Source organism: Kribbella sp. NPDC050124 (assembly GCF_044460355.1).
Taxonomy (GTDB): domain Bacteria; phylum Actinomycetota; class Actinomycetes; order Propionibacteriales; family Kribbellaceae; genus Kribbella.
Genome location: NZ_JBITJU010000004.1, coordinates 131,284 through 156,662, shown reverse-complemented (window position 1 = coordinate 156,662; position 25,379 = coordinate 131,284). Strand labels below are relative to the sequence as shown.

24 protein-coding genes and 1 pseudogene are annotated in these 25,379 nt (G+C 69.6%); 8 read left to right on the top strand and 17 right to left on the bottom strand.

Translation table 11 applies throughout. The annotated features are described in order from the left end of the window. Positions 1–28: 28 nt before the first annotated feature. A complete protein-coding gene (locus ACIBL3_RS13025; protein ID WP_396353505.1) occupies positions 29–3,148 on the bottom strand; it encodes an ATP-binding protein in 3,120 nt (1,039 codons plus the stop codon). Positions 3,149–3,633: 485 nt separating this feature from the next. Here ACIBL3_RS13025 and ACIBL3_RS13020 point away from each other — a divergent pair, with 485 nt between their 5' ends. Beyond that, entirely contained in the window at positions 3,634–4,020 is a 387-nt protein-coding gene (locus ACIBL3_RS13020) for a DoxX family protein (protein WP_396353504.1), read from the top strand. 55 nt (positions 4,021–4,075) lie between these two features. Here ACIBL3_RS13020 and ACIBL3_RS13015 read toward each other — a convergent pair whose 3' ends face one another. Further along, entirely contained in the window at positions 4,076–4,966 is an 891-nt protein-coding gene (locus ACIBL3_RS13015; RefSeq protein ID WP_396353503.1) for an RNA polymerase sigma-70 factor, read from the bottom strand. Positions 4,967–5,105: 139 nt separating this feature from the next. On the opposite strand from ACIBL3_RS13015, the gene ACIBL3_RS13010 reads away from it, so the two are divergent. Both ACIBL3_RS13010 and ACIBL3_RS13005 read left to right on the top strand, forming a co-directional pair. Next, complete coding sequence (locus ACIBL3_RS13010; RefSeq protein ID WP_396353502.1) at positions 5,106–5,588, top strand: carboxymuconolactone decarboxylase family protein; 483 nt, start codon at positions 5,106–5,108, stop codon at positions 5,586–5,588. A gap of 84 nt (positions 5,589–5,672) precedes the next feature. Further along, positions 5,673–6,773, top strand: a complete 1,101-nt coding sequence (locus ACIBL3_RS13005) for a hypothetical protein (protein ID WP_396353501.1) — start codon at positions 5,673–5,675, stop codon at positions 6,771–6,773. A 12-nt stretch (positions 6,774–6,785) separates the two neighbouring features. Here ACIBL3_RS13005 and ACIBL3_RS13000 read toward each other — a convergent pair whose 3' ends face one another. Both ACIBL3_RS13000 and ACIBL3_RS12995 read right to left on the bottom strand, forming a co-directional pair. Further along, the gene (locus ACIBL3_RS13000) at positions 6,786–7,634 is read right to left on the bottom strand and encodes an LLM class flavin-dependent oxidoreductase (protein WP_396353500.1); all 849 of its coding nucleotides are present in this window, start codon (positions 7,632–7,634) and stop codon (positions 6,786–6,788) included. A gap of 64 nt (positions 7,635–7,698) precedes the next feature. Further along, positions 7,699–8,718, bottom strand: coding sequence for a lactonase family protein (locus ACIBL3_RS12995; RefSeq protein WP_396353499.1), 1,020 nt, complete (start codon positions 8,716–8,718; stop codon positions 7,699–7,701). Positions 8,719–8,805: 87 nt separating this feature from the next. On the opposite strand from ACIBL3_RS12995, the gene ACIBL3_RS12990 reads away from it, so the two are divergent. Next, the gene (locus ACIBL3_RS12990) at positions 8,806–9,690 is read left to right on the top strand and encodes an arylamine N-acetyltransferase (RefSeq protein WP_396353498.1); all 885 of its coding nucleotides are present in this window, start codon (positions 8,806–8,808) and stop codon (positions 9,688–9,690) included. Here the strand turns inward: ACIBL3_RS12990 and ACIBL3_RS12985 are convergent. The 12 genes and pseudogenes from ACIBL3_RS12985 to ACIBL3_RS12930 all read right to left on the bottom strand — a co-directional run bounded on the left by ACIBL3_RS12985 (position 9,652) and on the right by ACIBL3_RS12930 (position 20,857). Further along, positions 9,652–11,103, bottom strand: coding sequence for an NADH-quinone oxidoreductase subunit N (locus ACIBL3_RS12985; RefSeq protein ID WP_396353497.1), 1,452 nt, complete (start codon positions 11,101–11,103; stop codon positions 9,652–9,654). The two genes, ACIBL3_RS12990 and ACIBL3_RS12985, sit on opposite strands and share 39 nt — an antisense overlap. 115 nt (positions 11,104–11,218) lie before the next feature. Next, positions 11,219–12,724, bottom strand: a complete 1,506-nt coding sequence (locus ACIBL3_RS12980; protein WP_396353496.1) for a NuoM family protein — start codon at positions 12,722–12,724, stop codon at positions 11,219–11,221. Then, the gene (locus ACIBL3_RS12975; protein WP_396353495.1) at positions 12,721–14,484 is read right to left on the bottom strand and encodes an NADH-quinone oxidoreductase subunit L; all 1,764 of its coding nucleotides are present in this window, start codon (positions 14,482–14,484) and stop codon (positions 12,721–12,723) included. The genes ACIBL3_RS12980 and ACIBL3_RS12975 overlap by 4 nt, the downstream gene beginning before the upstream one ends. Beyond that, positions 14,481–14,831, bottom strand: coding sequence for an NADH-quinone oxidoreductase subunit NuoK (nuoK, locus tag ACIBL3_RS12970; RefSeq protein ID WP_396353494.1), 351 nt, complete (start codon positions 14,829–14,831; stop codon positions 14,481–14,483). The genes ACIBL3_RS12975 and nuoK overlap by 4 nt, the downstream gene beginning before the upstream one ends. 1 nt (position 14,832) lies before the next feature. Beyond that, a complete protein-coding gene (locus tag ACIBL3_RS12965) occupies positions 14,833–15,327 on the bottom strand; it encodes an NADH-quinone oxidoreductase subunit J (RefSeq protein WP_396353493.1) in 495 nt (164 codons plus the stop codon). 140 nt (positions 15,328–15,467) lie between these two features. Further along, a pseudogene (locus ACIBL3_RS12960) lies at positions 15,468–15,695 on the bottom strand (4Fe-4S binding protein); the annotation flags it as partial. Between the two features lie 200 nt (positions 15,696–15,895). Then, complete coding sequence (locus ACIBL3_RS12955) at positions 15,896–16,648, bottom strand: methylenetetrahydrofolate reductase (RefSeq protein WP_396353492.1); 753 nt, start codon at positions 16,646–16,648, stop codon at positions 15,896–15,898. A 95-nt stretch (positions 16,649–16,743) separates the two neighbouring features. Then, on the bottom strand, positions 16,744–17,946 hold the full coding sequence (locus tag ACIBL3_RS12950; RefSeq protein WP_396353491.1) for an RNA polymerase sigma factor: 1,203 nt from the start codon (positions 17,944–17,946) through the stop codon (positions 16,744–16,746). Beyond that, positions 17,943–18,287 (bottom strand): YciI family protein, encoded by a 345-nt coding sequence (locus ACIBL3_RS12945; RefSeq protein ID WP_396353490.1) that lies wholly within the window; start codon positions 18,285–18,287, stop codon positions 17,943–17,945. The genes ACIBL3_RS12950 and ACIBL3_RS12945 overlap by 4 nt, the downstream gene beginning before the upstream one ends. A gap of 139 nt (positions 18,288–18,426) precedes the next feature. After that, complete coding sequence (locus ACIBL3_RS12940) at positions 18,427–18,822, bottom strand: SHOCT domain-containing protein (RefSeq protein WP_396353489.1); 396 nt, start codon at positions 18,820–18,822, stop codon at positions 18,427–18,429. Between the two features lie 146 nt (positions 18,823–18,968). Beyond that, on the bottom strand, positions 18,969–20,204 hold the full coding sequence (locus ACIBL3_RS12935; protein ID WP_396353488.1) for a sensor histidine kinase: 1,236 nt from the start codon (positions 20,202–20,204) through the stop codon (positions 18,969–18,971). Beyond that, positions 20,201–20,857, bottom strand: a complete 657-nt coding sequence (locus ACIBL3_RS12930; protein ID WP_396353487.1) for a response regulator transcription factor — start codon at positions 20,855–20,857, stop codon at positions 20,201–20,203. The genes ACIBL3_RS12935 and ACIBL3_RS12930 overlap by 4 nt, the downstream gene beginning before the upstream one ends. A gap of 115 nt (positions 20,858–20,972) precedes the next feature. On the opposite strand from ACIBL3_RS12930, the gene ACIBL3_RS12925 reads away from it, so the two are divergent. Genes ACIBL3_RS12925 through ACIBL3_RS12910 form a run of 4 tightly spaced genes read left to right on the top strand, consistent with a single transcriptional unit; the run spans position 20,973 to position 24,395 of the window. Then, on the top strand, positions 20,973–21,482 hold the full coding sequence (locus ACIBL3_RS12925; RefSeq protein WP_396353486.1) for a hypothetical protein: 510 nt from the start codon (positions 20,973–20,975) through the stop codon (positions 21,480–21,482). Further along, complete coding sequence (locus ACIBL3_RS12920; protein ID WP_396353485.1) at positions 21,482–22,534, top strand: peptidoglycan-binding protein; 1,053 nt, start codon at positions 21,482–21,484, stop codon at positions 22,532–22,534. The genes ACIBL3_RS12925 and ACIBL3_RS12920 overlap by 1 nt, the downstream gene beginning before the upstream one ends. Beyond that, a complete protein-coding gene (locus ACIBL3_RS12915; protein ID WP_396353484.1) occupies positions 22,531–23,196 on the top strand; it encodes an ABC transporter ATP-binding protein in 666 nt (221 codons plus the stop codon). Before ACIBL3_RS12920 ends, ACIBL3_RS12915 begins: the two co-directional genes overlap by 4 nt. Continuing rightward, positions 23,193–24,395: an ABC transporter permease gene (locus tag ACIBL3_RS12910; protein ID WP_396353483.1), complete on the top strand. Its 1,203-nt coding sequence runs from the start codon at positions 23,193–23,195 to the stop codon at positions 24,393–24,395. Before ACIBL3_RS12915 ends, ACIBL3_RS12910 begins: the two co-directional genes overlap by 4 nt. On the opposite strand, the gene ACIBL3_RS12905 is transcribed toward ACIBL3_RS12910, so the two are convergent. Continuing rightward, on the bottom strand, positions 24,392–25,339 hold the full coding sequence (locus tag ACIBL3_RS12905; protein ID WP_396353482.1) for an NADH-quinone oxidoreductase subunit H: 948 nt from the start codon (positions 25,337–25,339) through the stop codon (positions 24,392–24,394). The two genes, ACIBL3_RS12910 and ACIBL3_RS12905, sit on opposite strands and share 4 nt — an antisense overlap. Positions 25,340–25,379: the final 40 nt, after the last annotated feature.

Below are 25,379 nucleotides of genomic sequence, written 5' to 3'. Positions count from 1 at the left end.
GTGCCCGATTCGTCTGAACGACGCGCGCTCAGGTGGTCATGGGCGTCGCGCCGATCGCAGTCATGATCGCCTCGCCTTCGGCCCGCGATTCGCCGCCGGCGAGGACGAGGGTGCGGGCGCACTGATAGCGGCACCCGGCGGCGTCGAGAGCGGCGGCGGCTGCCAGGAGCCCTTCACCGTTGTGCGCGTCGATGGCCTCGGCCCGGTCGACGATCGCCGACGCGATCGGATTGTGGGCGACGATGAACCTGGCCCGTTCGATCCGCTCGTGTCGGTCCGCCCGTTCGGCCAGCACCGCGACCTCGACCCAGAGGGCGGTGTACCACTGCCGCCAGACGCCGTCGTGCCACTGCCAGTGGTTGAACGACTCGGGTGCGTCCGTCAGCAGGGCCAGCGCGTCGCCGAGCTCACCCCGGTGCAGCGCCACCAGGCCGTCGAAGACGTGCATGTACGCCGGCGTTCCGGACACCGCCGTCACCGCCGCCCGCAGCATCTCGGTGAGGATGGCGAGCCATTCACAGCGCGCCTCGTCGTCGCCGCGGATGCCGTACACCATGGCCGCCGCCGCGGCGGCGAAGGCGAAACCGGACATCGGTGGACGGCCGGCCTCGATCCATCCGCGCCGGAATCGGTGGGCGAGGTCGACCACCTCGTCGAACTCGCCGGCGTCGGCTGCCGTCGTGAGCAGCCAGGCGACGGCCAGGTGATCCGTCTCGCGGAAGAAGGGCAGCTCGCGCCGCTGCTGGGCGTAGTGGCGAGCGGCCTCGAGGTTCCCCGCGGCCACGTACACCACGCACGCCATGTGCAGCGCGTCGGTGTATTCCCACGCCATCTCGACCTCGTGGGCGCGGGGTGTGAGCAGCTCGAGGCGACGTCGGACGGTGGCGGCGGCGCCCTCGTACTCGCCGCGCGCGAGCTGCAAGGCGGTCAGCGAGTCGAGGGTGGAGCTCTCCAGACGGGCGTCGCCCACTCGCCGGGCCAGCTCGACGGCGCGTTCGATGAGCTCGCTCGACTGCGGGTCGCGCTCGTCTTGATAACCGACGACGTTGAGGATGGCCGCCTCGACGTAGGGATCACCGAACGCCAGCGTCAAAGCCTCGTCCAACAGGGCCTGTCGTTCGCCGGGCGAGGCCAACTCGGACATGACACCCGGTGCGTAGAGGACGAGTTCGGCGGCCGTGGCGAGCTCGACGGCAGCACGCCGCCGGTCACCGGCCCGGCGGGCCTCGTCGGCGGCGGCTCGGTACAGCCGCACCGCCTCGTTGCCCGCTGCCCGGCCCCAGGCCACGGCCGCGCCGAAGTGCAGATCCCGGGCCGCTTCGGCGGGATCGGCCGCGAGTGCCGCCGCCTCCTCGAAGCGCCGCTGCGCCTCGCTCGGCATCCCCCGGGCGAACGTGAGCTTGGCCAGCCGCCCGGCCAGCTCATGGGCGTCGGCCCGCCGCAGCGGTTGGCCGATCGCCCAGCCGAGCCCGGCCCGCAGGTCGTCGGCGACCTCGTCGAAGTCGGCACTGATGTCGCCCTCGGCTGCTTCCAGCCGGGCGGCGGTCGCCAGGCACCAGCGGAGATGACGGCCCCCGACCCTGGTCCGCTCACCGACCTCGGCCATCCTCTCCGCGCCGTACTGCCGGATCGTCTCCAACATCCGGTAGCGGGTTCCGCCGGGGGCCGGCACCACCACCAGCAGGTTGTGGTCGGCGAGGCGCGCCAGCGCCCCCGCCACCTCTCCTGGCATCAGCGGAGCGTGCCCGGCCACCGTGGCAGCCGCCGTGGAGGTGAACGCTGCCGCAAACACCGACACTCGGCGCAGCACCACCTGGTCCCTCTCGTCGAGCAGGCCGAAACTCCAGTCCAGGGCGGAGCGCACCGACCGGTGCCGGTCGTCCAGCCGAGGTCCGCCCGCCAGCAGGCCCAGCCGGTCGGCCAGACCCGCCTCCAGGCCGTCGAGCCCGAACGTGGTCAGCCGCGCGGCCGCCAGCTCGATCGCCAGGGCGATCCCGTCGAGCTCGGCGCAGATTGCCGCGAGCCGGCGGCGGTCGTCGGCGTACGGTGAGGTCCAGCCGGCCATCGCGGCCCGCTCGACGAACAATGCCACCGCGTCGCCCCGCCCACCGGCTTCGTCGAGGGACAGCCCCGGCACCGGGAAGACTGATTCGAACGGCACCTGCAACCGGATCCGGCTCGTCGCCAGCACCGTCACGTTCAGGCAGGCCGACAGCAGCCGCTCGACGAAGGTCGTCACCCCGTCCACGAGGTGCTCGCAGTTGTCCAGCACCACAAGCGTCTCGGCACCGGCCAGCTTGGCCACCACGGTGTCGGTCGGTGTCCGCCCGGGCTGCTCCCCGAACCCGAAGGCGCTCGCCACCGCGGCGCCGACCATTGCGGTGTCGGTGATCGGGACAAGGTCGACGTACCACGCCCCGTCCGGGTAGCGGCCGCTGATATCGCCCGCCACTGCCAGCGCGAGCCGCGTCTTTCCCACCCCAGCAGGGCCGACCGCCGTCACCATCCGGTGCCGGGCCAGGGCGTCTGCAACGGCAGTCCGTTCGTCGGTCCTTCCAACGAACGACGTCAACGGCGACGGCAGCGACGGGCTCGCCGCCCGGGTGGCAAGATGACTGTCCGCTTCCGCGAGCGTGGCGGCCACGCCGGCGAGGGCTCGGCGGTCGGACATGCCAAGCTTTCTCAGCAGCGACGAGACGTGGCTCTCCACGGTCCGGGTCGAGATGACCAGGCGGCTGGCGATCTCGGCGTTGGTGAGATGCTGACTTACCAGGGCGAGCACCTCGGCTTCACGCTCGGAGACGCCAGCGTTACTGAGGAACCCGGGCTGGGTCATGGCACCGGTCAGGATCCGGGGTCGATCCGTGGCGGATCCGTGGCCGGCATGGATGAGTCGGGCCCTCGCCAGCACGGCAGTGACGGCATGCCGACACGATACTCCCGACCGGGCCGATGAAGGGGACCGATCCAGGTACCGCTCGGCGACCGATCCGACGGCTGCGTTGACGATCGTCGGGATCGCGATGCCGATGCCGACGAGCGGGTTGCCGGTGAACGCCGCCGCGGCCGCGCCGATCGCCACCGAGGAAACACCCGAGCCGCCGAGAGCCTTCGCGAGATGCCCCGACTGATCGACGCGCTCCTCCAAGGGCCGCGTTCCATCCTTGGCGCGGTCGAGGATCGCACGCTTGTCCTCGGTGAGCAGGGCTCGGAGCAGCTTGGCGTTCGGCCACGCCCATGGTGAGCGCGAGCTTCCGGATCTCCTTGCGTACGGCGCCCTGGCGTGCGGCTTCGGCGTACGCCGCCGTTCGACCGCGAGCTGCTTTCCAGCCGGCCGCGTTGCCGCAACTCGGCGCGGAGCCCGGCATCCCCACGAGGCTGTACGGCGTCGACGTCAGGCGTCCCGCCAGGCCCAAGACCCGGTCATCATCGTCCGCACGACTGGCCCCACGGATGACGACCGTGGACTCGGCCAGGCCTCTGGCGAGGGTCGGCGCGACCTCGTCCTCCACCAGCCGCTCCAAGGAGCACCTCCAGCATCGTGTTAGGGCAGCTACTTCGACCGATGTCACAGGGAGCGCGGTTCCGGCGTCTCGTGGGCGACAAGAACCTGTGGATGCACGGAGAAGATTGATGGATGTCGCGTTGTGGATAGTTGCTGGTGTGCTTGCGGTCGCCTACCTGCTCGGAGGTGGCGGCAAGGTGGTTGTGCCGAAGGAGAAGATCTTCGCGTTCGGGCCGAGCGCGCATTGGGTCGAGGACTTCAGTGCCGGTGGAGTGAAGACGATCGGGAGCTTGGAGGTACTCGCGGCGATCGGGCTGATCCTGCCCGCCGTACTGGACATCGCCCCGGTCCTGGTGCCGATCGCGGCTGCCGGGTTGGTCGTGCTCATGACGGGGGCGGCGATCACCCGGATCCGCCGCCGCGAGTTCAAGTACGTCGCGGCCGACTTCGTCTACCTGGCCCTCGCCGGCTTCGTAGCCTGGGGCCGGTTCGGTCCCGAGTCCTTCACCGCCTGACCGAGCAGCCCCTGAACGAGTAGCCCCTGACCTGCGGAGGCCAGGGGCTACTCGTTCAGCGGGTGACTGCGGTTTCCTGTTCTACTCGGGAGAGTTTTTCGGGGTTGCGGATGACGTAGAGGCCGGTGATTTGGCCTTCGTCGATGCGGAGGGCTACTACGTCGTCGATTTCGCCGTTGATGCGGATGATGAGGCCGGGGTAGCCGTTGATCTGGACCGGCTCGACGGTGACATTGGCGGGGAGCTTGGGGAGGCCGGCGGAGAGGAGGCGGGCGACCTTGTCGGCGCCGACGATCGGGCGTGGGACGGCCTGCTTCACGCCTCCGCCGTCGCCCAGGAGTACGACGTCCGGCGCCAGCAGGTCGAGCAGGCTCTGGAGATCGCCGGTCTCGACCGCCCGCTGGAACGCTTGCAGCGCATCGCGGGACTGGGCCTGGGTGACGGAGCCGCGCGGACGGCGGGCGGCGACGTGGGAGCGGGCCCGGTGAGCGATCTGCCGTACGGCGTCCTGCGACTTGTCGACCGCCTCAGCGATCTCGTCGTACTCGAGGGCGAAGACCTCCCGCAGGACGAAGACGGCGCGCTCGGTCGGGGTGAGCGTCTCCAGGACGAGGAGCATCGCCATCGAGACGCTGTCGGCCAGCTCGACGTCTTCGGCCACGTCAGGGGCGGTAAGGAGCGGTTCGGGCAGCCACGGGCCGACGTACGACTCCTTGCGGCGGCCCAGCGTGCGGAGCCGGGTCAGCGCCTGGCGAGTGGTGATCCGGACCAGGTACGCGCGTTGGTTCCGCACGGTGTCCAGGTCGACGCCCACCCAGCGCAGCCAGGTCTCCTGCAGCACGTCCTCTGCGTCGGCGGCCGAGCCGAGCAGTTCGTAGGCGACGGTGAACAGCAGGTTGCGGTGGGTGACGAAGGCCTCCGTGGCGGAGTCCATCCGCTCGCTCATAAGTCCATCCTCTCTGTCCCCCACCAGACACCGGGTCGGGCCGGTCTGTGACATCCCGCTTCGGTGGCTCATGTCACAGTCACGACGCCCGCGCCGCCGGCATCTCGTGGTCAAAACCAACAACCACGAGGACGACGACATGAGATTCAACCTGATGGAGAACGCGTTCGCGATGAAGCTCGGCAAGCGGATGGCGGGCGTCAGCCTGATGCTCGAGCAGTCGACGCTGCCGAAGTCCACGCAGGAACTGGTCAGCCTGCGGGCCAGCCAGATCAACGGCTGCGGGTTCTGCGCCGACATGCACACGAAGGAGGCGTCGGCCGCCGGCGAGACCGCCGTACGGCTGAACCTGGTCGCCACGTGGCGCGAGTCCACCGTGTTCACCGACGCCGAGCGGGCGGCGCTGGCTCTGGCCGAGGAGGGCACCCGGATGGCGGACGCCGCCCCCGGCGTCTCCGACGAGACCTGGGACGAGGCCCGCAAGCACTACGACGACGACCAGCTCGCCGCGCTCGTCATCCTGGTCGGCCTGATCAACGCGGCCAACCGGATGCAGGTGATCGTGAAGAACCCGGGCGGCTCGTACCAGGCCGGCATGATGGACGCCCTGGTCGGAAGCTGACCCCTACAGCCCGGCCTGCCGGAATACCGGCGGGCCGGGCTGTGGTTTGCTCTGATGACCTAGATGGCCGAGAGGAGCAGGTGCGTGAAACCGACCGAGTTCGTGAAGGTGAACACTCAGTTCTGGGGAGATCACCTCAAGAGTGTGAGTGACCACCTGCCGACCAGCCACGGCGCCGAACTGCCGGGCCAGCTGCTCTACCCGCGCATCATGCTGCTCACCGAGACCCCGGACTGGAACATCCTCGAGCTCGTAGGGGTGAGCCGCGAGTACCGCTCCCTGGAGGTACGGCGGCAGAAGGCGGACAGCGTCGAGGAGTACTTCGGCCTCGCCGACGGCACCCCGGTCCTCACGCTCCCCGGCGAGAACATCGTCAAGGACGCGACCGTCGCCACCGAGACCGCCCGCCGCGAGCTGGTCGACTGGTTCCCGGGCGTGGAGAAGATCCTCGGCACCGAGTACGTCGGCCCCGGCGACCAGCTGCTGAAGTTCGCGCCGGGCAACTACTCCACCTTCGACCGGGTGCTGTTCGTGCACTCGGCCGGTACGGCGACCCGCGCGCACTGGACGTTCTTCGCGCTGGCGATCCACCGCTCCGAGCCGGCCGCCAAGTACCTGGACTTCCTGCGCAACTTCGCCGGGGCCGCCGCGCATCTCGACCCGGTCGGCACGGTCAGCGCACCGAAGGGCGACGAGGGCCTGAAGAGCGAGGCCTTCACCAGCACCTACCTCGCCCACGGCCTGCCGAACGCGACCACGGAGGAGTTCCTGGCCGAGCACGAGAACATCCTGCTCGCCGCCTTCGACGCGACCCGCCTGATCCCCCGCCCGTCCCTCGAGGGGCCGTACGGTGTCGTCACCCCCGACTTCATCCTGGAGCGGTCCGACGGAACCCACATCGTCGGCGACCTCGGCCTCCCGCTGCGCGAGCCCGGCAAGAAGCACCGCCGATCGGCCACGGTCAGCGAGGGCGCGGCCCAACTCGCGAAGTACGCCGACTACTTCAAGACCCCCGAGAACCGCACCTTCGTCCAGACGAAGTACGGCGTCGAGGTCAGCGAACCCCGCAAACTCCTGATCACCGGCACCCACCAGCCCGTGACCGCCGCGGAGCTCGCGGACGCGGCGGCCGAGATCATCGACTACGACACCATCCTCCGCCTGTACCTGGCCGCGAAGTCCTAGACCGGCAGCCGGTCAGGCCGCTGGTGGTCCGTATTCGATGCGCTCGCGGAGCGCGTCGTACCGGCCGAGTTTGTCGAACGGGAACCGCTCGTCCCACCACGTCGCGCCAGCCGCGGCGAGTGGGGCGAGCAGGTCGTGCGCCCTGTCCGGATCGGTGGAACTCGATCCTCCAACAACCAGGTCGAACGGCTCATCACGGTCACGGTTCGAACGGATGTAGGCGAGCATGTCGGCCACGACGGCCGGCTGTGGCGGCTCTTCCCACGCGCCGGCGGTGAGAATGGCTCCGTCCCAGCGAGCAGCACGCCTGGCCGGCGGCTTGTTCGGCCAGTGGCCGCCGATCCAGATCGGGACCCGCGGCTGCTGCACCGGCTTCGGCACCATCACGACGTCCTCGACGGTGACATAGCGGCCGTGGAAGGTGACCGGCTCCCCGGTCCACAGCCGGGTGATCGCCTCCAATCCCTCGTCGAGCATGACTGCCAACTGCCTGGGGTCGGTCGGTTCACCGAATCGGCCGTACTCGTTGCCGATCGGGTCGCCCAGTCCGACGCCGAGGATGATTCGCCCGCCGGACAGCCGGTCGAGGGTGGCGATCTCGCGGGCAAGCTGCCGGGGGCGGCGGCGCGGCACCGGGGTGACCGCGGTGCCGAGCCGGATGCGACTGGTCGCGAGGGCCGCGGCGGTGAGCAGGATGTTGGTGGCGGCGAACTCGCCGACGAGGTCGCGGTTGTAGCCGATCAGCTCGTCCCAGACAAACACCCCGTCCCAGCCGGCCTCCTCGGCCAGGTGTGCGGCCTCGGCGACCTTCCGCGGATCGGCAAAGTCTCCGAAGTTGGGAATGTTGATCGAGCACCGCACATCTGCAGTATGCGCCGCCGAGATCTGAACGGCCCTGACACCGGATCAGCGCCGTCGTGGCGGATCAGACCGGAAGTATGCACACCGGCTTCGGCCAGGTGACTGGGGCGCCGTCTTCGATCAAGGTGCCGTCGTTCGCGTCGACTACGAAGGTGGCGATGGCATCGGAGCGTTCGTTGGCGGCGTAGAGGCTGGTCCCGTCGTTGCTGAAGGCAAGGTGGCGGGGCCAGCTTCCGCCGGAGCTGATGGTTTGGACGAGCTCGACGGACAGGCCGTCGGCGGCGATGGCGAAGACCGCGACGGTGTTGTCGCCGCGGTTGGAGCCGTACAGGGTGCGGCCGTCGGCGGAGATCAGGAGCTCGGCCGGGAAGTTCTCCCCCGGTGAGTCAGCCGGACGGGTCGACGCGGTCTGGACGATCTGCAGCTTGCCGTCGGTGTAGCTGCAGACGGTCAGCGTCGAGTCGAGCTCGTTGATCACGTACGCCGCGCCCGCGGTCGGGTGGAACACCAGGTGCCGCGGTCCCGCGCCCGGGTGGATGTGCAGCCGGTCGACCTCCTCCAGCCGCCCGTCCTCGGTCAGCGTGGAGGTGTACACCGTGTCCGACCCCAGGTCGACGTCGAACGTGTAGGTCCCAGACGGGTCGAACGCGATCTGATGCGCGTGCGGCCCCTCCTGGCGCTCCTTGTTCGGCCCGGTGCCCTCGCGCTGCAGCACCTGGGTGGCCTCGCCGAGCGAGCCGTCCGCCGCGATCGGGTGGATCGCGACCGAGCCGGAGGTGTAGTTCGCGGACAGCAGGTACCGGCCGGACGGGTCGATGTCGAGGTGGCACGGGTGGTCGCCGCCGGTCGGCTGGTCGTTCAGCAGCTCCAGCGCGCCGTCCGGCTGGATCGCGAACGCGCTGACCCGGCCGTTCTCGGTCTCGTTCGTGACGTAGAGGAACCGCCCGTCCGCGGACCTGACCAGGAACGACGGATCGGCGGTCGTCGCCACCAGCCCGATCCCGTCCAGCGGGCCGAACCCGATGCCCTCGCCGCCACCCGGCTGACTCGTGTAGCTCCCGACATAGATCCGCTCAGACGTCATGGCCCCTACCCTGCCAGGTCCCGGCAGCGGCGGCACCGCCCCGTCCAAACCTCAACGCAGCCGTGAACCCTCGCCTAGCCTATGGCGGTGGACACTCAGGGGTTCCTGCGGCGGATCGGCATCGGCGAGTACGACGGGCCGCCCACGCTGCATGGGTTGTCGCGGCTGCACCAGGCCTTCGTGGACACCGTGCCGTACGAGTCGGTGCAGTACCAGTTCGGCGAGGGCGGACCGCTGGAGCCGGAGGAGGCCGCGAAGCGGATCATCGCGCGTGAGACGGGCGGCTACTGCTTTCAGCTCAACGGCACGTTCGCGCTGCTGCTGACCGAGCTCGGCTACCGGGTGGAGATGCACCGCGGCGGCGCGGAGACCCCGAACCGGCCCGCTGACGTCGACGCGAGCCACATGGTGCTCACCGTCACCGGCTTGGCCGAGGACCCGGAGCGCACGTGGCTGGCCGACGTCGGACTCGGCGCCGGGCTGGTCACGCCGATGCCGCTCGAGGCGGGCAGCAGCGCCTACCAGGAGCCGTTCCCGCTGCGGTTGCGCGCTTCCGAGAAGGTCGACGGCTGGCGGCTGGACCACGACCCGCGCAGCGGCCTGATCGGGATGGACTTCGAGTCGGCCACGGTCGGGCTGGATGCCTTCGCCGCCCAACACGCCAAGTTGTCGGCCGATCCCGAGTCCCCGTTCGTCCGGCTGGCTTCCGTGTTCCGCCGGAAACCGACCAGTGCCGTCGTGATGCGGTCGGTCGGCCTGACCGAGACGTTCGCCGACCGGGTGGACTCGACGATCATCGAGAGCCCCGACGACTACTTCGCCGTACTGGCTGACGTGTTCTACCTACCGCTTCCGCAGTACGACGCGGGTCGCCGCGATCAGCTCTGGCGTCGGGTGTGGGCGCAGTACGAGGACTTCCTTGCCGCGCAGCAGTCAGGTGGCCAGGGCGAAGAGGGTGCTGGGGAGGACTGAGAGGACGGCGGCGGTCGCGGCGCACAGGGAAATCATCGCGACGGCCGGCGACTCGATGTCGACCGAGAACGGGTCCTCGGCGGGCAGCCGGAAGAGTTCGGCGACCCAGCGCAGGTAGACGGCCAGGCCGATCATCACGTTGATCGCCATCACGATCGCGAGCCAGCCGAGGTGAGCGTCGATGACGGCCTGGAACGCGGCGAACTTGGTGAACAACCCGGCCAGCCCCGGCGGCAGACCGGCCAGCACGACAAGGAAGAAGATCAGCGCGACCGCCAGCCCCGGCTCGGACCGCACCATGCCGCGATAGTCCGACAGCAGCCCGGCCGGCCGGTGCCGCTGAACCACAGCAACCGATCCAAACGCGCCGAGCGTCACCACGACGTACGCCGCCAAGTACCCGACGACCGCCTGCGCGTCGCCGACCGCCAGCGGCGCGAGCAGGAACCCAACCTGACCGATCGACGACCAGGCGAGCAGCCGCACCGCCTCGACTTGGCGCAGCGCGGCCAGGTTGCCGACCGTCATCGTCACGGCAGCCAGTACGGCGACCACCGTCCGCAGCTCCGATCCGTCCGGCGCGATCCCGGACGTGACCAGCACGAGCAGACCGGCGACACCGGCCGACTTCGACACCACCGCGAGGAAGGCGGTCACCTCGACCGGCGCACCGACGTACGTGTCCGGAAGCCAGGCGTGGAACGGCACCGCCGCGATCTTGAACGCGAACCCGACGATCACGAACAGCCCGGCGGCGAACGCGACCCGCTGCAGGTCCGGGTCGAGCCCGCTCAGCCGATTCGCGATCGTGGTCAGGTAGAGCGAGCCGGTCACGCCGTACAGGTAGGAGACGCCGAACAGCATCACCGCGGTCGACAGCACCGAGACCAGGAACGCCTTCAGCGCCCCCTCGGAGCCGCGGCGGTCCCGGCGCAGCGCGACCATCGCGAAGCTCGGCAGCGACACGACCTCCAGACCGATCACGACGGTGGCAAGATCACGTGCGCCGGCGAGGACGGTGGCGCCGGAGAGCGCGCTGAGCAGCAGGAAGTGGTACTCGCCGATCGGGATGTCCGCAGCCAGCAGCCGGTATGTCGACAGTCCGACGACGCCGAGGCCGCCGATCAGCAGCACCGCCCACAGGCCCGCGGTCATCGGTTCGAAAATCAGGCTGCACTCGGCCGGACCCTCGACCGCGGGCCGGCAGAATGCGGGCTTGAAGTCGTCGCGCTGCGCCCAGGCGAAGACCAGCCCGAACAGAATGACCGCGCCGGTCAGCAACGTGACGAGCGTATGCCGCAACTGCGCCGACGCACTACGCCAGAAACCGTCGATCAGCAGCACCGCGACCGCGCCAATCGCCAGCGCCAGCGGTACGGCGATCGCCTGCCAGTCCGTCCAGGTCAGGGTCATGGGGCCTCCCGTCCTGGACTGAGGAGCGGAGGGAGCGAAGCGACTGGAGTGACGAGGGAAGGACGGGAGTTTAAGCCCCATGACCCCCGCGCCGGAGGCGCGGCATTCAATACAGTCACAGGCTCACCCACTGGTGCAGAAGGAGGCCGGGCCAGACGCCGAGCAGGACGGTCAGCACGATCAGCGGCAACCAGGTGAGCAGCTCGATCCGGCTCAGGTCGACCGCGAACGCCGTGGACGGGTGCTCGGCGGGGTCGCCCTGGCAGAGGTTGCGGACCAGGCGGAGGAAGTACGCCGCGGTCAGCACGGTCCCGAGTCCGGCGATCACCATGAACACCAAGTACGTTGTCCGAGGCAACACGTCGGCCGGATCGTAGGCACCGAGCAGGACGAGCATCTCGCCCCAGAACCCGGCGAGCCCGGGCAGCCCGAGCGACGCCAGGCAGGCGAACGTCAGCAATGCGCCGATCCGCGGCAGCCGCGCGTACAGCGCCCGCCCGATCGCCCGCAGGTCGCTGGTGTCGTGCCGGTCCTTGATCGCGCCGGCCAGGAAGAACAGCAGGCCGGTGATGATGCCGTGCGCGATGTTCGCGAACAGCGCCCCGCGCAGACCGGCCGGCGACAGCGTGGCGATCCCCAGCCCGATGAAGCCCATGTGACCGACGCTCGAGTACGCGATCAGCCGCTTCACGTCGGTCTGCGCCAGACACGCCAGCGACCCCGCGACGATCGCGACGGTGGAGAACCCGGCCAGGTACGGCGCGATCGTGACGGTCGCGTCCGGCAGCACCGGGACCAGGATCCGGATCAAGCCGTACGTGCCGAGCTTCAGCAGCACCCCGGCCAGCAGAACCGACCCGACCGTCGGTGCCTTCGCGTGGGCGTCCGGCAACCAGATGTGCAGCGGCCACAGCGGCACCTTGACCGCCAAGCCGACCGCGATCAGGACCGCCGCGGCCAGCGGGACGCCGTACCCGCCGAGCACCGGCGAGTTGGTCAGCCGGACGATGTCGAACGTCCCGGCCTGCCGGTAGACGAGCAGGAACCCGATCAGCATCAGCGCCGAGCCGAGCACGGTCATCAGCACGAACGTGGTCGCGGCCCGCTTGCGCCCGGCCCGGTCGTGCTCGTCACCCCAGATGTCGATGACCAGCCACATCGGGATCAGCACGATCTCGAAGCAGACGAAGAACAGCACCAGGTCCAGCGCCGAGAAGGTGCCGATCACCCCGGCCTCGATCACCAGCAGGAGCGCGATCAGCGACCGGGTCCGGCCGATCCGCGGCGTGATCCGCAGGGAGTAGAGGCAGCACAAGAAGGTCAGGAGCGCGGTCAGCACGATCAGCGGCATCGAAATCGAGTCGACGCCGACGTGGAACCGCACCCCGAGCGAGGGGATCCACGGTACGTCGGTGACCGCCTGCAGCACCCGCTCATCCGGTGTGTAGGCGAACCAGCCGTCGTTCCGCGGCCAGAGCAGTAGCGACCCGATCAGCACGAGCCCCGAGATGACCGAGCCGTAGAGCGCGGCCAGCCGATCCCCGACCGCGGCCGGAAGCGCCCACAACGCGAGGGCCGCGAGGAGCGGCAGCGCAAGGATCCCCAGCAAGATCGCGTTCACGAGCCGATCACCCCAGCGAGCACCGCCAGTGCGACGACACCGACGACCGCGGCCGTCAGGTAGGTCTGCACGTTCCCGGTCTGCAGCCGCCGGAAGCCCTGCGACACCAGGATCCCGGTGCGTCCGGTCGCTCGTACATAGGCCCCGATCACGTCCTGATCCCCCGCCACTGTCAGCCGCGCCAGCCACCGCACCGGTACGGCGAACAGCCGGTCGTACAACGGATCGACGCCGAACTCACGCTCCAGCACCACGGGCCGCGGATCCGCACCGCGGGACCACAACGAGTACGCCGGAAGCGCGCCGATCACGACCAGCGCAGTCGTCACCAGCCCGACGACCCAGTTGAGGTGGACGCCGTCGACGTACCCAAGGACGACCGAGGCAATGGCGAGCAGGACCAGCGGGCCAAGCATGATCCACGGCGCATCGCGGAGCTTGGAGGTGTCGGGCTCCTCGAGGTCGGCCATCGGGTCGTCGTCCTCGAAGGCGCCGAGCGCCCCGGCGAGCGCGGGCGTCCGGAAGAACACCCACAGCCACAACCGCATGCAGTAGAACGCGGTCAGCGCCGAGGTCAGGCACACCGAGACCAGCACGACCCATCCAACCGTCGAACCGTCTCGCGCATGCTCCCAGGCCGCCTCGACCACCGCGTCCTTCGAGAAGAACCCCGCGAACCCGGGTACGGCGGCCAGCGCCGCGAGTCCGACCGACATCGTGGCGAACGTGACCGGCAGAGCCTTCCGCAGCCGGCCCTTCCTCGTGTAGCGACGCAGTACGACGAAAGCCGCGCTGCCGACCTGGTGGAGCAGGACGCCGGCGCAGAGGAACAGCAGGCCCTTGAACGCGGCGTGGGTGACGAGGTGGAACAGGGCCGCGTGGCGGCCGTCCGCCGTACCCAGTGAGAGCCCGGAGAACATGATCGCCAGCTGGCTCACGGTCGACCAGGCGAGGACGCGCTTCACCTCGACCGCGGCCATCGCACACAACGCGGCGAACAGCATCGTCACCGAGGCGACGATCGCCAGCACCGTCATCGTGGTCTCGGATGCCACGAAGACGTTGAACAGGCGGGCGATCAGGAAGACGCCGGCGGCAACCATCGTCGCGGCGTGGATCAGCGCGCTGACCGGGCTCGGGCCGGGCATCGCGTCCGGAAGCCAGGTCTGCAACGGGACCTGCGCCGACTTGCCGACCACGCCGACCAGGAGCAGCAGCGTCCCGGTCGTCAGCACGCTGGACGACATCTGCCCGGGGTCGAGCTCGGAGATCCGGAAGGTACCGGCGCCGACGCCGAGCACGAAGATGCCGAACAGGAAACCGACATCGCCGAGGCGAGTCATCAGGAACGCCTTGACCGCGCCGGAGCGGGCGTCCCGGCGCTCCCAGTAGTGGCCGATCAGCAGGTACGAGCAGGCGCCCATCACCTCCCACCCGATCAGCAGCAGGAACAGGCTGTCGGCGACCACGACCGTCACCATCGCGGCCGTGAACAGGGTGACGAGGGCGTGGTACGACGCCGGACGCTGGTGCAGGTAGCCGAGCGAGTACACCTGGACGCAGGTCGCGATCACACCGACGACCGCGAGCATCAGGACCGTGAGGTCGTCGGTGCGTACGGCGAAACCGATGGTGAGGTCGCCGATCGACGAGTTCAGGAAACTGGCCTGCTCGGGGGCGGCGCCGGACAGCAGGCCGGCCATCAGGACGACGAGCAACGAGAATCCGACGCCGACCACGCGCCACACGGTCGCGATCACGAGGCCGCGCCTTTCTCCTGCTCGACTCGCTCGACATCCGCCCGCTCTACCAGGTCGCGGGCTGCGTCGGCGTCGACGTGGCCGTGGCCGCGGAACAGCAGCAGCACGATCGCCAGGCCGAGCCCGATCTCGGCCGCGGCCAGCGTGATCACGAAGACCGCCAGCGTCTGACCGGTCGCGAGACCGTCGAGCCGCCACGCGTCGAAGGCGACCAGGTTGAGGTTGACCGCGTTCAGCATCAGCTCGAACGACATCAGCAGGGTGATCGCGTTGCGTCGCGCGAGGACGCCGTACACGCCGATGCAGAACAGCAGGACAGCCAGCAGCAGCGGGAGGACCAGCGGCACGTCAGTCCTCCTTCTTGCGCTGGGACAGGGCGATCGCACCGATCAGCGCGGCCAGCAGCAGGACGGACAACACTTCGAACGGAAGCACCCAGGTCTTGAACACCGCCGTACCGATCGCCTCCGCGGATCCGTCCGGCACCGGGTCGATCTTCTCGTTGCCAAAGGCAAGCACCACGCCGGCGCCGAGGATCAGCGCCAGCACGCCGGCCACGACCGCGGCGAACGGACTCCGGCCGGTGGTCAGGCCGGGCAGCGGGTTCGTCGGCGCCTTGGTGAGCATCAGCGCGAACAGGACGAGTACGACGATCGCCCCGACGTACACCAGGATCTGCACCAGCGCGACGAACTCGGCCTGCAGCGCGCCGAAGCAGCCCGCGACCGCGCCGAGGGCAACGACCAGCCACAGCGCGGCGTGCACGATCCGGCGGGAGGTGACGACGATGACGGAGGCGACGAGGGCGACTACACCGGCAACACAGAAGAGTACGGTCGTCACGCCTCACCCTCCGGGGCGGGCGTGACGGTCGGGCCGGGGTCGATCGGCTGCGGCGCCGGGACGGTCCACATCCAGTCGCGGAGCCGGTCCTTCTCGTGCGTCAGGTTCCGGATGTCGGTCTCGGCGTACTCGAACTCGGGCGACCAGAACAGCGCGTCGAACGGGCAGGCCTCGATGCAGATCCCGCAGTACATGCACAGGCTGAAGTCGATCGCGAACCGGTCCAGCACGTTCCGGCTGCGCTCCCGCGCCTGCTCACCGACCGACGGCGCGGTCTCGGTGTGCGAGTCGATGTAGATGCACCAGCTCGGGCACTCCCGGGCGCACAGCATGCAGGAGGTGCAGTTCTCCTCCAGCAGCGCGATCACGCCCCGGGTCCGCGGCGGCAGCTCGGGTTGCACATCGGGGTACTGCTCGGTGACGGAGCGGCGGGCCAGTGTCTTGGCCGTGACCTTCAGCCCCTCGATCAACCCCTTGCCAGGTACACCCACGCCTCCTCCTCCCGTCAGTAGGACCCTGTTAGCAGGACACTAGTCGGTTCCGGCCCGATCCGGTGCGACCCGCAGGGTCAGAGTTCGCGCTCGAGACGGGCGGCGACCTGGCGGTAGCGGCTGACCGGTATCAGGTGAACGCCGTCGAAGGCCCCTGAGTCACGGATCTTCAGGATCAGCTCACAGGCGTGGTCCACGCCGGCGTCCCGATCCCGGTCCACCGCCTCGACCAGCCGCTCCGGGATGCTGAGCTGCGGCAGGGCCGCCAGGTTGTGGGCCATCTTGGCGCTCGCGAGCACCATCACCCCGGCGTACACGGGGATGTTCAGCTCGACGCTGTCCCGCCACCGCAGCAGCTCGTCCAGGTCGTAGCTGACCTGCACGTACAGGAAGTCCGCCTCCGCCTTCCACCGCGGCACCGCCCGCAGCCGGGTCGCGGCCCCGACCTGGAACGGGTTGCAGCCCGGGTACGACGTGTCCCGCGCCTGCTCGATCATCGTCCGCACGGTCAACTGGCTCGTCCGCGCCCCCTCGGCCGGGTCGTCCCCGTGCACGAACAGGAACTGCTCCACGCCGTACGCCGCCGCCGTCAGCAGATCCCGCCGGAACCCGAGCAGATTCCGGTCTCGCGAGTTCAGGCAGGCAATCCCCCGCGACCCCATCGCCTGCACCTCGTTGGCCACCGCCACACTCGACACGGTCGCCCGCCCGATGTGGTTGTCCGGGATCAGAAACGCATCCGCGATCGGACTCATCACCCCGATCTGATGCCGCACCTTCTTCAAATCCGGCCGCGTCGGCGGCTCCACCTCACAAACCAACTCAAACACCACCCGACCCTACTCAACCCCCACCCCACCACCTGTGGCGTCTCACCCACGCGCGCCCTGCGCGCTGCCACGTCGGCCGGCGCAGCACGCGTGGGTTAGATGTTCCCCAGGCGGGTGCGGAGGAAGGTCTGTTCGGCTTGGTTTGTGGTGAGGGCTAGGGCTGCCTCGTAGGCGGTGCGGGCTTCGGCTGGGCGGTTCAGGCGGAGCAGGAGGTCGGCTCGGATGGCGTGGAAGAGGTAGTAGGCGCCTAGGTCCAGGTCGTCGATCAGGGTGAGGGCTTCGGCGGGGCCGTGGACTTCGGCTACTGCGACGGCTCGGTTGAGGGCTACGACGGGGGTGGGCTCGAGGATGAGCAGGTGGTCGTAGAGCTGGAGGATCTGGGCCCAGTCGGTGGCCGCGGCGGTTGGGGCGTCAGTGTGTACGGCGTTGATCGCGGCCTGGAGCTGGTACGGGCCGGGCTGGTTTCGGCGGAGGCAGCGCCGTACCAGCTCGTGGCCTTCAGCTATCAACAGACGGTCCCAGAGCCGGCGGTCCTGGTCGGACAGGCGGATGAGGGAGCCGTCAACAGCGACCCGGGCGGGGCGGCGGGAGGCTTGGAGGAGCATCAGGGCCAGTAGGCCGACGGCCTCCGGTTCGTCGGGCATGAGCTCGACCAGGAGGCGGCCGAGGCGGATCGCCTCGGTGCAGAGGTCGTCGCGGACGAGGGTTTCGCCGGCCGAGGCGGCGTACCCCTCGTTGAAGATCAGGTAGACGACGGCGAGGACGCCGCGGACGCGTTCGGGGAGGTCGGCCTCGTACGGGACGCGGTACGGGATGCCGGCCGCGCGGATCTTCGCCTTGGCGCGGACCAGGCGCTGCGCCATCGTCGGCTCCGGCACCAGGAACGCATGGGCGATCTCAGCCGTGGTCAGGCCGCCGAGCATCCGCAGCGTGAGGGCGACCCGGACGTTGAGAGCGAGCGCCGGGTGGCAGCAGGTGAAGATCAGCCGGAGGCGGTCGTCGTGCACGGCGCCCTCCTCCACGAGCTCGTTCTCGGCGTGCAGCAGCGCCGCCTGGGCGTGCTTGTCCTCCCGCACCGACTCGCGCCGCAGCCGGTCGATCGCACGGTTGCGGGCGGTTGTGATGATCCATCCGGCCGGACTCGGCGGTACGCCGTCGGCCGGCCACTTCTCCACCGCCGTCGCGAACGCGTCCTGGACCGCGTCCTCCGCGATCTCCAGGTCGCCGAACACGCGCGTCAGTACGGCGACCGCCCGCCCGTGCTCGGCCCGGAACACCCCCGCGATGTCGACGGTCACGTCACGAACGGCCGGACCTCGACGGACAGATTCGTCAGCACCTGAGCCAGCCGCCGTCCCCAGCTGAGCGCCGCGTCCAGGTCCTCGACCTCGATCACGGTGAAACCGCCCAGATGCTCCTTCCCCTCGGTGAACGGCCCGTCGGTCACCAGCACCTCGTCGCCTGACGCCTTCAACACGGTCGCGGTCTCCGGCGGATGCAACCCGGCCGCGAACACCCAGACGCCGGCCGCCTGCATCTCCTCGTTCAACGCGTTCAGCTCACGCATGATCGGCTCGAGAAAGTCGTCCGAGGGCGGCGCGCCGTCGGGCTGGTAGATGCTGAGCAGGTACTGATTCATCCGAACCTCCCGATGAGAGTGCTGTCACCACCTACACGAACGCGGGGCCGCCATCTCGACAGCCACCATCCTGCCACCGCGCCGAACAAAGGCCCGGACCATCAGGTCCCGGCCTTCGGGGTCGTGAATCCGGGTCGAATCAGGCAAGCGCCTTCGCCTTCAGGGCGTCGTACTCCTCCTGCGTGATGGTTCCGGAATCGAGCAGTTGTTTGGCGTCGGCGATCTGCTCGGCCGGGCCCTTGGAACTGCCGGCGACCTGCTTGATGTACTTCTCCTGATAGGCCTGTTGCTGGGCCGCCGCCGACATCTGCCGCTCGTTCATGCTCCGGCCCCGGACGATGAGGTAGATCAGTGCCCCCAGCCACGGAACGAAGATGAGCAGGATCGCCCAGCCCGCCTTCGCCCAGCCGCTCAGCGAGCGGTCGCTGAACAGGTCCCACAGGCACCGGAACCACACCATGATCGCGGCGATCCAGATGAAGAACCAGAAGCTCCACAGCAGAACCTGCCCGAAGTCGTTCGACATTGCGTCCATACCCATTCCCTCCCCGAATGAGCCCGCGCCGCCCGGCGAGCGCCGCGTTCGCAACACTTGCTGACTTCACCATCCACCCGCCCCCGCAGATCCGCCAGATCCTGACCCCGCGCAGGAACCGACGGGAAGCCATTACCGCTCCAGGCTCAGGTCGGGTCGGCGGGCAGGGAGACGGTGATTTCCAGGCCGCCGCCTTGGCGGGGGGTGGCGGTTACGGTTCCGTGGTGGGCTTCGGCGACGGAGCGGACGATTGAGAGGCCTAGGCCGGCGCCTTTGCCGCCGACCAGGCGTTCGGTGCCCAGGCGATAGAAGGGTTTGAAGAGGGATTCGACCTCGTACGGCGGGATGTCGGGGCCGGTGTTGGTGACGGTGACCTGGGCGTGGTCGCCGACCGTCTTGCTGACGACGCGGACCCAGCGGTCGTCCGGCGGAGACTCGGTTGTGATGGCCTGGCGGTCCGTGTTGTGGCGGATGCCGTTCTCCACGAGGTTGTGGACCAACCGTTCGAGCAGCAGGGCGTCGCCGCGGGTCGGGGCGTCGCCGGGGCCGCGGATCAGGTCGACGCCACAAGCTGACGCCTCGGCGGACAGTTGGCCGGCGACGTGGGTGACGATGTCGCCGAGGTTGACCGGGTAGACGGTGGTGAGTTGCTTCTCGGAGTCTGCCAGGATCAGCAGCCCGTCGATGAGTTGCTCGTGCCGGGCGTTGATCGTGAGCAGGCTCTCGCCCAGTTCCTTCACGTCCGCGGACGCCGTACGGCGGTGCATCGCCACCTCGACCAGGGCACGCCCGAGGGTGAGCGGCGTACGCAGCTCGTGGGAGGCGTTGGCGACGAACCGGCGTTGGCCGTCGAAGGAGTGGTCCAGCCGCTCGACCATGGTGTCGAAGGCGTCGGCCAGGTTCTTCACCTCGTCGTCGGGCCCGCGGAGCGCGATCCGCTCGTGCAGGGCGGCTGGTGACGCGGCGATGCGTCGTGCGGTGTCGGTGACCCGGTGCAGCGGCGCCAGCACGCGTCCGGCGACCAGCCAACCGAAGCCGGCGGCCAGTCCGCCGACCACGACGAGCGCGATGCTCCCCTGGGTGAACAGGGACTTGGTCGCGGCCCGCCGTACCTGTTCCCGCTGCTCCTGGATGACCTTCTCCGCCGCCGGTCCGGTCAGCGTGTCACCGTCCTTGTTCAGCACGAAGAGCTGGTTGGGCGGTTTAGGCGTCGCTCCCGGTGAGGGCGAGCCGTGATACGTCCCCTGCACCAGCACCCGATAGCCCCCGGTGAGGTTGTTGCTGAACAGCAGGTAGGTCACCCCAAGCAGCAGCACCCCAGCGACCAGGAACAGACCGCCGTAGATCAGCGTCAGCCGGCCCCGCAGCGTCAGCCGCTTCACGGGATGCGGTAGCCAACGCCGGTGACGGTCTCCACCAGTCCCGGCTCCCCCAGCTTCCGTCGTAGCTTCAGGATGGTCAGCCGAACCGCCCCGGTGAACGGATCCACGTGCTCGTCCCATGCCTTCTCCAGCAGTTGTTCGGCCGAGACGGTCGCGCCGTCGGCTCGCAGCAGTTCCGCCAGTACGGCGAACTCCTTCTTCGACAGCGGTACGTACCGACCGTCCCGGAACACCTCGTGCCGCGCCGGATCCAGAGTCACTCCGGCACGACGCAGTACGGGCGGATCAGCCGGCCGACTGCGCCGCCCCAACGCGAGCACCCGAGCCGCCAGCTCGGCGAACGCGAACGGCTTCGTCAGGTAGTCGTCCGCACCCAGCCCAAGCCCGAAGACCCGGTCCGTGACCGCAGCCGCCGCGGTCAGCATCAGCACCCGCGTGGCCGACCCGGACTCCACCAGCCGGCGGCACACCTCGTCGCCGTGGACGACCGGGATGTCGCGGTCCAGGACGAGTACGTCGTACTCGTTCACCGTCAGCCGTTCCAGCGCGGCACCGCCGTCGCCGGCGAGGTCGACGGCATGTGAGTCGTCGCGCAACCACTCCGCGATCGCTGCCGCCAGCAACGGTTCGTCCTCGACCACCAGCACACGCACGCCTCCCATGATCCCCGATGCGCGTGTTTCCTCGGTGTTATCGCCCTCGGAAACGGCGGGGAAACGCCTCACGGCGAAGGCTGGGCGGCCAGAACCGACACCGAGGAGATGTGTGATGCGCAAGACCACTCTGGCCGCTGCCGCGCTGGCGGCCGTCGTACTGCTGACCGGCTGCGGCTCGGAGGAGCCCGACAACCAGGTGGCGTCCGGCACCGGGGCCCAGGCTCAGGCGACCGCGCCGAGCAGCACGCCGAGCCTGAGCCGGGACGAGATGGCGATCAAGTTCACCCAGTGCCTGCGCGAGCAGGGCCTGAACGTGCCGGACCCCGAGCCGGGCAAGGGCCCGATGCTGAAGTTCGACCGGAACTCCGGTGTCACGCAGGAGAAGGTCCAGCAGGCGATGGAGGCGTGCAAGGAGTTCAACCCGCAGGGCCAGGCCGGACCGAACGCGCAGCAGGAGGAGAACGGCCGCAAGTACGCCGTCTGCATGCGGGAGAACGGCGTGGAGAAGTTCCCGGACCCGAAGCCCGGCCAGCGCGGCATCATGATCGGCCCGGGCGTCGCCGACGACCCCGACTTCCAGAAGGCGCAGGACGCCTGCCAGAGCATCCTGGCGGGTAAGTGATGCGCCGAGCACTGACCGCTGTGGTCGTCCTGGCCGCCGGAGGGGCAGCGAGTGCCTTTCTGGTGAACCGGGGCGACACCAGCCAGGCAGTGGACCAGGCTGCCGTCGCACTCCCCGTCAACACCACCAAGGTGACCCAGCAGACCCTGAAGGACACCGAGACGTCCGACGGTGAGCTGGGCTTCGGTACGACGTCCGCCGCGGTCAACCGGACCGCCGGAACGATCACCGCCGTACCGGACAGTGGGCAGGAGCTGAAACGCGGCGAGACCGTCTACAGCGTGGACAACAAGCCCACGACACTCCTGTACGGCGCTCTGCCGGCCTACCGGCGCCTGCTCGACGGCAGCGAAGGGCAGGACGTGCTGCAGCTCGAGCAGAACCTCAGTGCGATGGGCTACACCGGTTTCACGGTCGACGACGAGTACACCGACGCCACGGCCGAGGCCGTCGAGGAGTGGCAGGAGGACCTCGGGCTGGACGAGACCGGCGTCGTCGAGCTCGGCAGTGTGCTGTTCGCACCAGGGCACATCCGGGTGGACAGCGTGGCGGCCCAGGAGGGCGCGCCGCTCGGCCCGAACCAGAACGTCCTCACCTACACCGGCACCACGAAGGCCGTCACGGTCCAGCTCGACGCCGCGGACCAACGCCTGGCGAAACCGAAGTCGAAGGTCGACATCACCCTGCCCGACGGCAAGGTCGTGCCGGGCCGGGTGGAGAAGGTGTCGACGGTGATCATCCCGGCCGAGAGCCAGGACAAGGACCCGGAGACCAAGGTCGAAGTGATCGTTGCCGTCGACAACCAGAAGGCGGTGGCGGCCTGGGCGCTGGCCTCGGTCGACGTCACGTTCACCGCGTCCGAGCGCAAGAACGTGCTGACCGTCCCGGTGGCCGCCCTGGTCGCGCTGCGCGAAGGCGGCTTCGGCGTCGAGGTCACCGACGGCACGGCGTCGAAGTACGTGCCGGTCAAGACCGGGCTGTTCGCGAACGGCCAGGTCGAGATCAGCGGCGCCGGGATCAAGGCCGGCACCGTGGTGGGGATCCCGAATTGATCGAGCTGACCGACGTCACCAAGGTGTACCCGGGCGGGGTCGCGGCGCTCGGCGGGGTCAGTCTGCGGATCGACCGCGGCGAGCTGGTCGCAATCGTCGGGCCGTCCGGCTCGGGCAAGTCGACGATGCTCAACGTCCTCGGCACGCTGGACCGGCCGTCCTCCGGCACGGTCCGGATCGACCGGTACGACGTGGCGCGGTTGTCCGACTCGGGTCTGTCCGCGCTGCGGGCGACCCGGATCGGCTTCGTCTTCCAGCAGTTCCACCTCGCGTCCGGCGTACGCGCCCTGGACAACGTGGCCGACGGGCTCCTCTACTCCGGACTCCGCCCGTCGGTACGGCGGAAGCGCGCGGCGGCAGCGTTGGAGCGGGTCGGCCTCGGCCACCGGATGGACCACGAACCGCATGAGCTCTCCGGCGGTGAGCGGCAACGGGTCGCCGTGGCGCGGGCGGTAGCCGGCGAACCCGCCGTACTGCTGGCCGACGAGCCGACCGGAGCGCTGGACTCGGCCTCCGGCGCCGGGGTGATGCAACTGCTCCGCGATCTGCACACAAGCGGTACGACGGTCGTCATCATCACGCACGACCGGGACATCGCTGCGTCGCTGCCCCGCCAGGTCCGGATGCGGGACGGCCGGATCATCGAGGAGGTGCACACATGAGTTCGGAGCTGAAACCGGCGAAGCTGTGGCCGCGGGACGTCGTCCGGGTCGGGGCGGTCGGGTTGCGGACCCGGCCGATGCGGGCCTTCCTGTCCGCGCTGGGGATCGCGATCGGGATTGCAGCGATGGTCGCGGTGGTCGGCATCTCGTCGTCGTCCCGGGCCGAGCTCGACAACCAGCTCGATGCCCTGGGCACCAACCTGCTGACGGTCGCGCCAGGCACCCGGCTGACCGGTGAGCAGGCCCAGCTCCCGCTGACCGCGGAGGCGATGGTCGGCCGGATCCGCCCGATCCAGGCGCAGTCGGCGGTCGGACGAGTCGACGACGTACCGGTTTACCGCAGCGACAAGATCCCGGACGTCGAGACCAACGGCATCATCGCGTACGCCGCCCGGACCAACCTGCTCGACACGATCGGTGCCACGGTCCGGAGTGGCAAGTGGCTCGACGCGGCGACCGGCCGCTACCCGGCGACCGTGCTCGGGGCGAGCGCCGCCGAGCGGCTGGGCATCACGAAGGCGACCCCGGACACCCAGGTGCTGATCGGCAACAAGTGGTTCACGGTGCTCGGGATCCTCGAGCCGGCCGCGCTGGCTCCCGAGCTGGACAGCGCCGCGCTGATGGGCTGGCCGGCCGCGGACACCGCGCTGGACTTCGACGGGCACCCGACGACCATCTACACCAGGTCGGACGACGCGCAGGTGGAGTCGGTACGGTCGGTGCTCGGGGCAACGGCCAACCCGGAGGCGCCGAACGAGGTCGACGTCTCGCGTCCGTCGGACGCACTCGCCGCGAAGCAGGCCGCGGGTGAGGCGTTCACCGGGCTGCTGCTCGGGCTCGGCGCGGTCGCGCTGCTCGTCGGCGGGGTCGGGGTCGCGAACATCATGGTGATCTCGGTCCTCGAGCGCCGGGCGGAGATCGGGCTGCGGCGATCGCTCGGCGCGACCCGGGGCCAGATCCGGACCCAGTTCCTGACCGAGTCGCTGCTGTTGTCAGCACTCGGCGGAGTTGGCGGGGCCTTGCTCGGATCCGCGGTCAGCGCGGGCTATGCGTCGTACCAGAACTGGCTCACGGTGATCCCCCTCTGGGCCCTGGCCGGCGGAATCGCCGCCACCCTGGTGATCGGCGGCCTGGCCGGCCTCTACCCAGCAATCCGCGCTTCCCGGTTGTCGCCAACCGAAGCGCTGGCCACTCCTTAGAAGATGGTGACCCCGATGCCGGTGAGCGCGAGTTGGAGGAGCGCCACCGGCACGAGGCCCTGCCAGGCGAGCTTCTGGAGCTGGTCGGCGCGCAGCCGCGGGAACGAGACGCGCACCCAGATCACCACCACCGACACGAACGCGATCTTCAGGATCGACCAGATCCAGCCGATCGAGTCCGGGCCCGGCCCGCTCCAGCCGCCGAGGAACAGCACCGTGGTCAGGCCGGCCAGGATGACGATGCCGGCGTACTCGGCGAGCAGGAACATCGCGAACCGCAGGCCGGTGTACTCGGTGTACGGGCCGAAGATCACCTCGGAGTCGGCGACCGGCATGTCGAACGGCGGCCGCTGGAGCTCGGCCAGACCGGCGATGAAGAACACGATCAGGCCGGGCAGCTGCCAGAGCAGCCACCACGGGTTCCACGCCTCCGCGATGCCGGTCAGGCTGAGCGAGCCGGCCGCGACCGCGACACTCGCCGCGGAGAGGACGAACGGCAGCTCGTAGCTCATCAGCTGGGCGGCGACCCGCAGCCCGCCGAGCAGGCTGTACTTGTTGCCGCTGCCCCAGCCCGCCATCAGCGAGCCGAGGACGCCGATGCTCATCACGGCGAGCACGAAGAACAGCCCGGAGTCGAGGTCCGCGCCGACGATGCCGGGCGCCAGCGGGATGGCGGCGATCGCGGCCAGGTACGGCAGGATCGCGACGATCGGGGCCCACTCGAACACCCGCCGGTCCGCGGCGGCCGGGACCACGCTCTCCTTCTGCACGAACTTCACGCCGTCCGCGACCAGCTGCGCCCAGCCGTGGAAGGCGCCCGCGTACATCGGGCCGAGCCGCGACTGCATGTGCGCCATCACCTTGTGCTCGGCCTGACCGACCAGCAAGGGCGCCACCAGGAAGGCGACGACGACGCCGACCACCCGCACCACGAACTCGACCATGACGGCACCCTACCGAGTCCGGCTTGACCTCAACCAACGT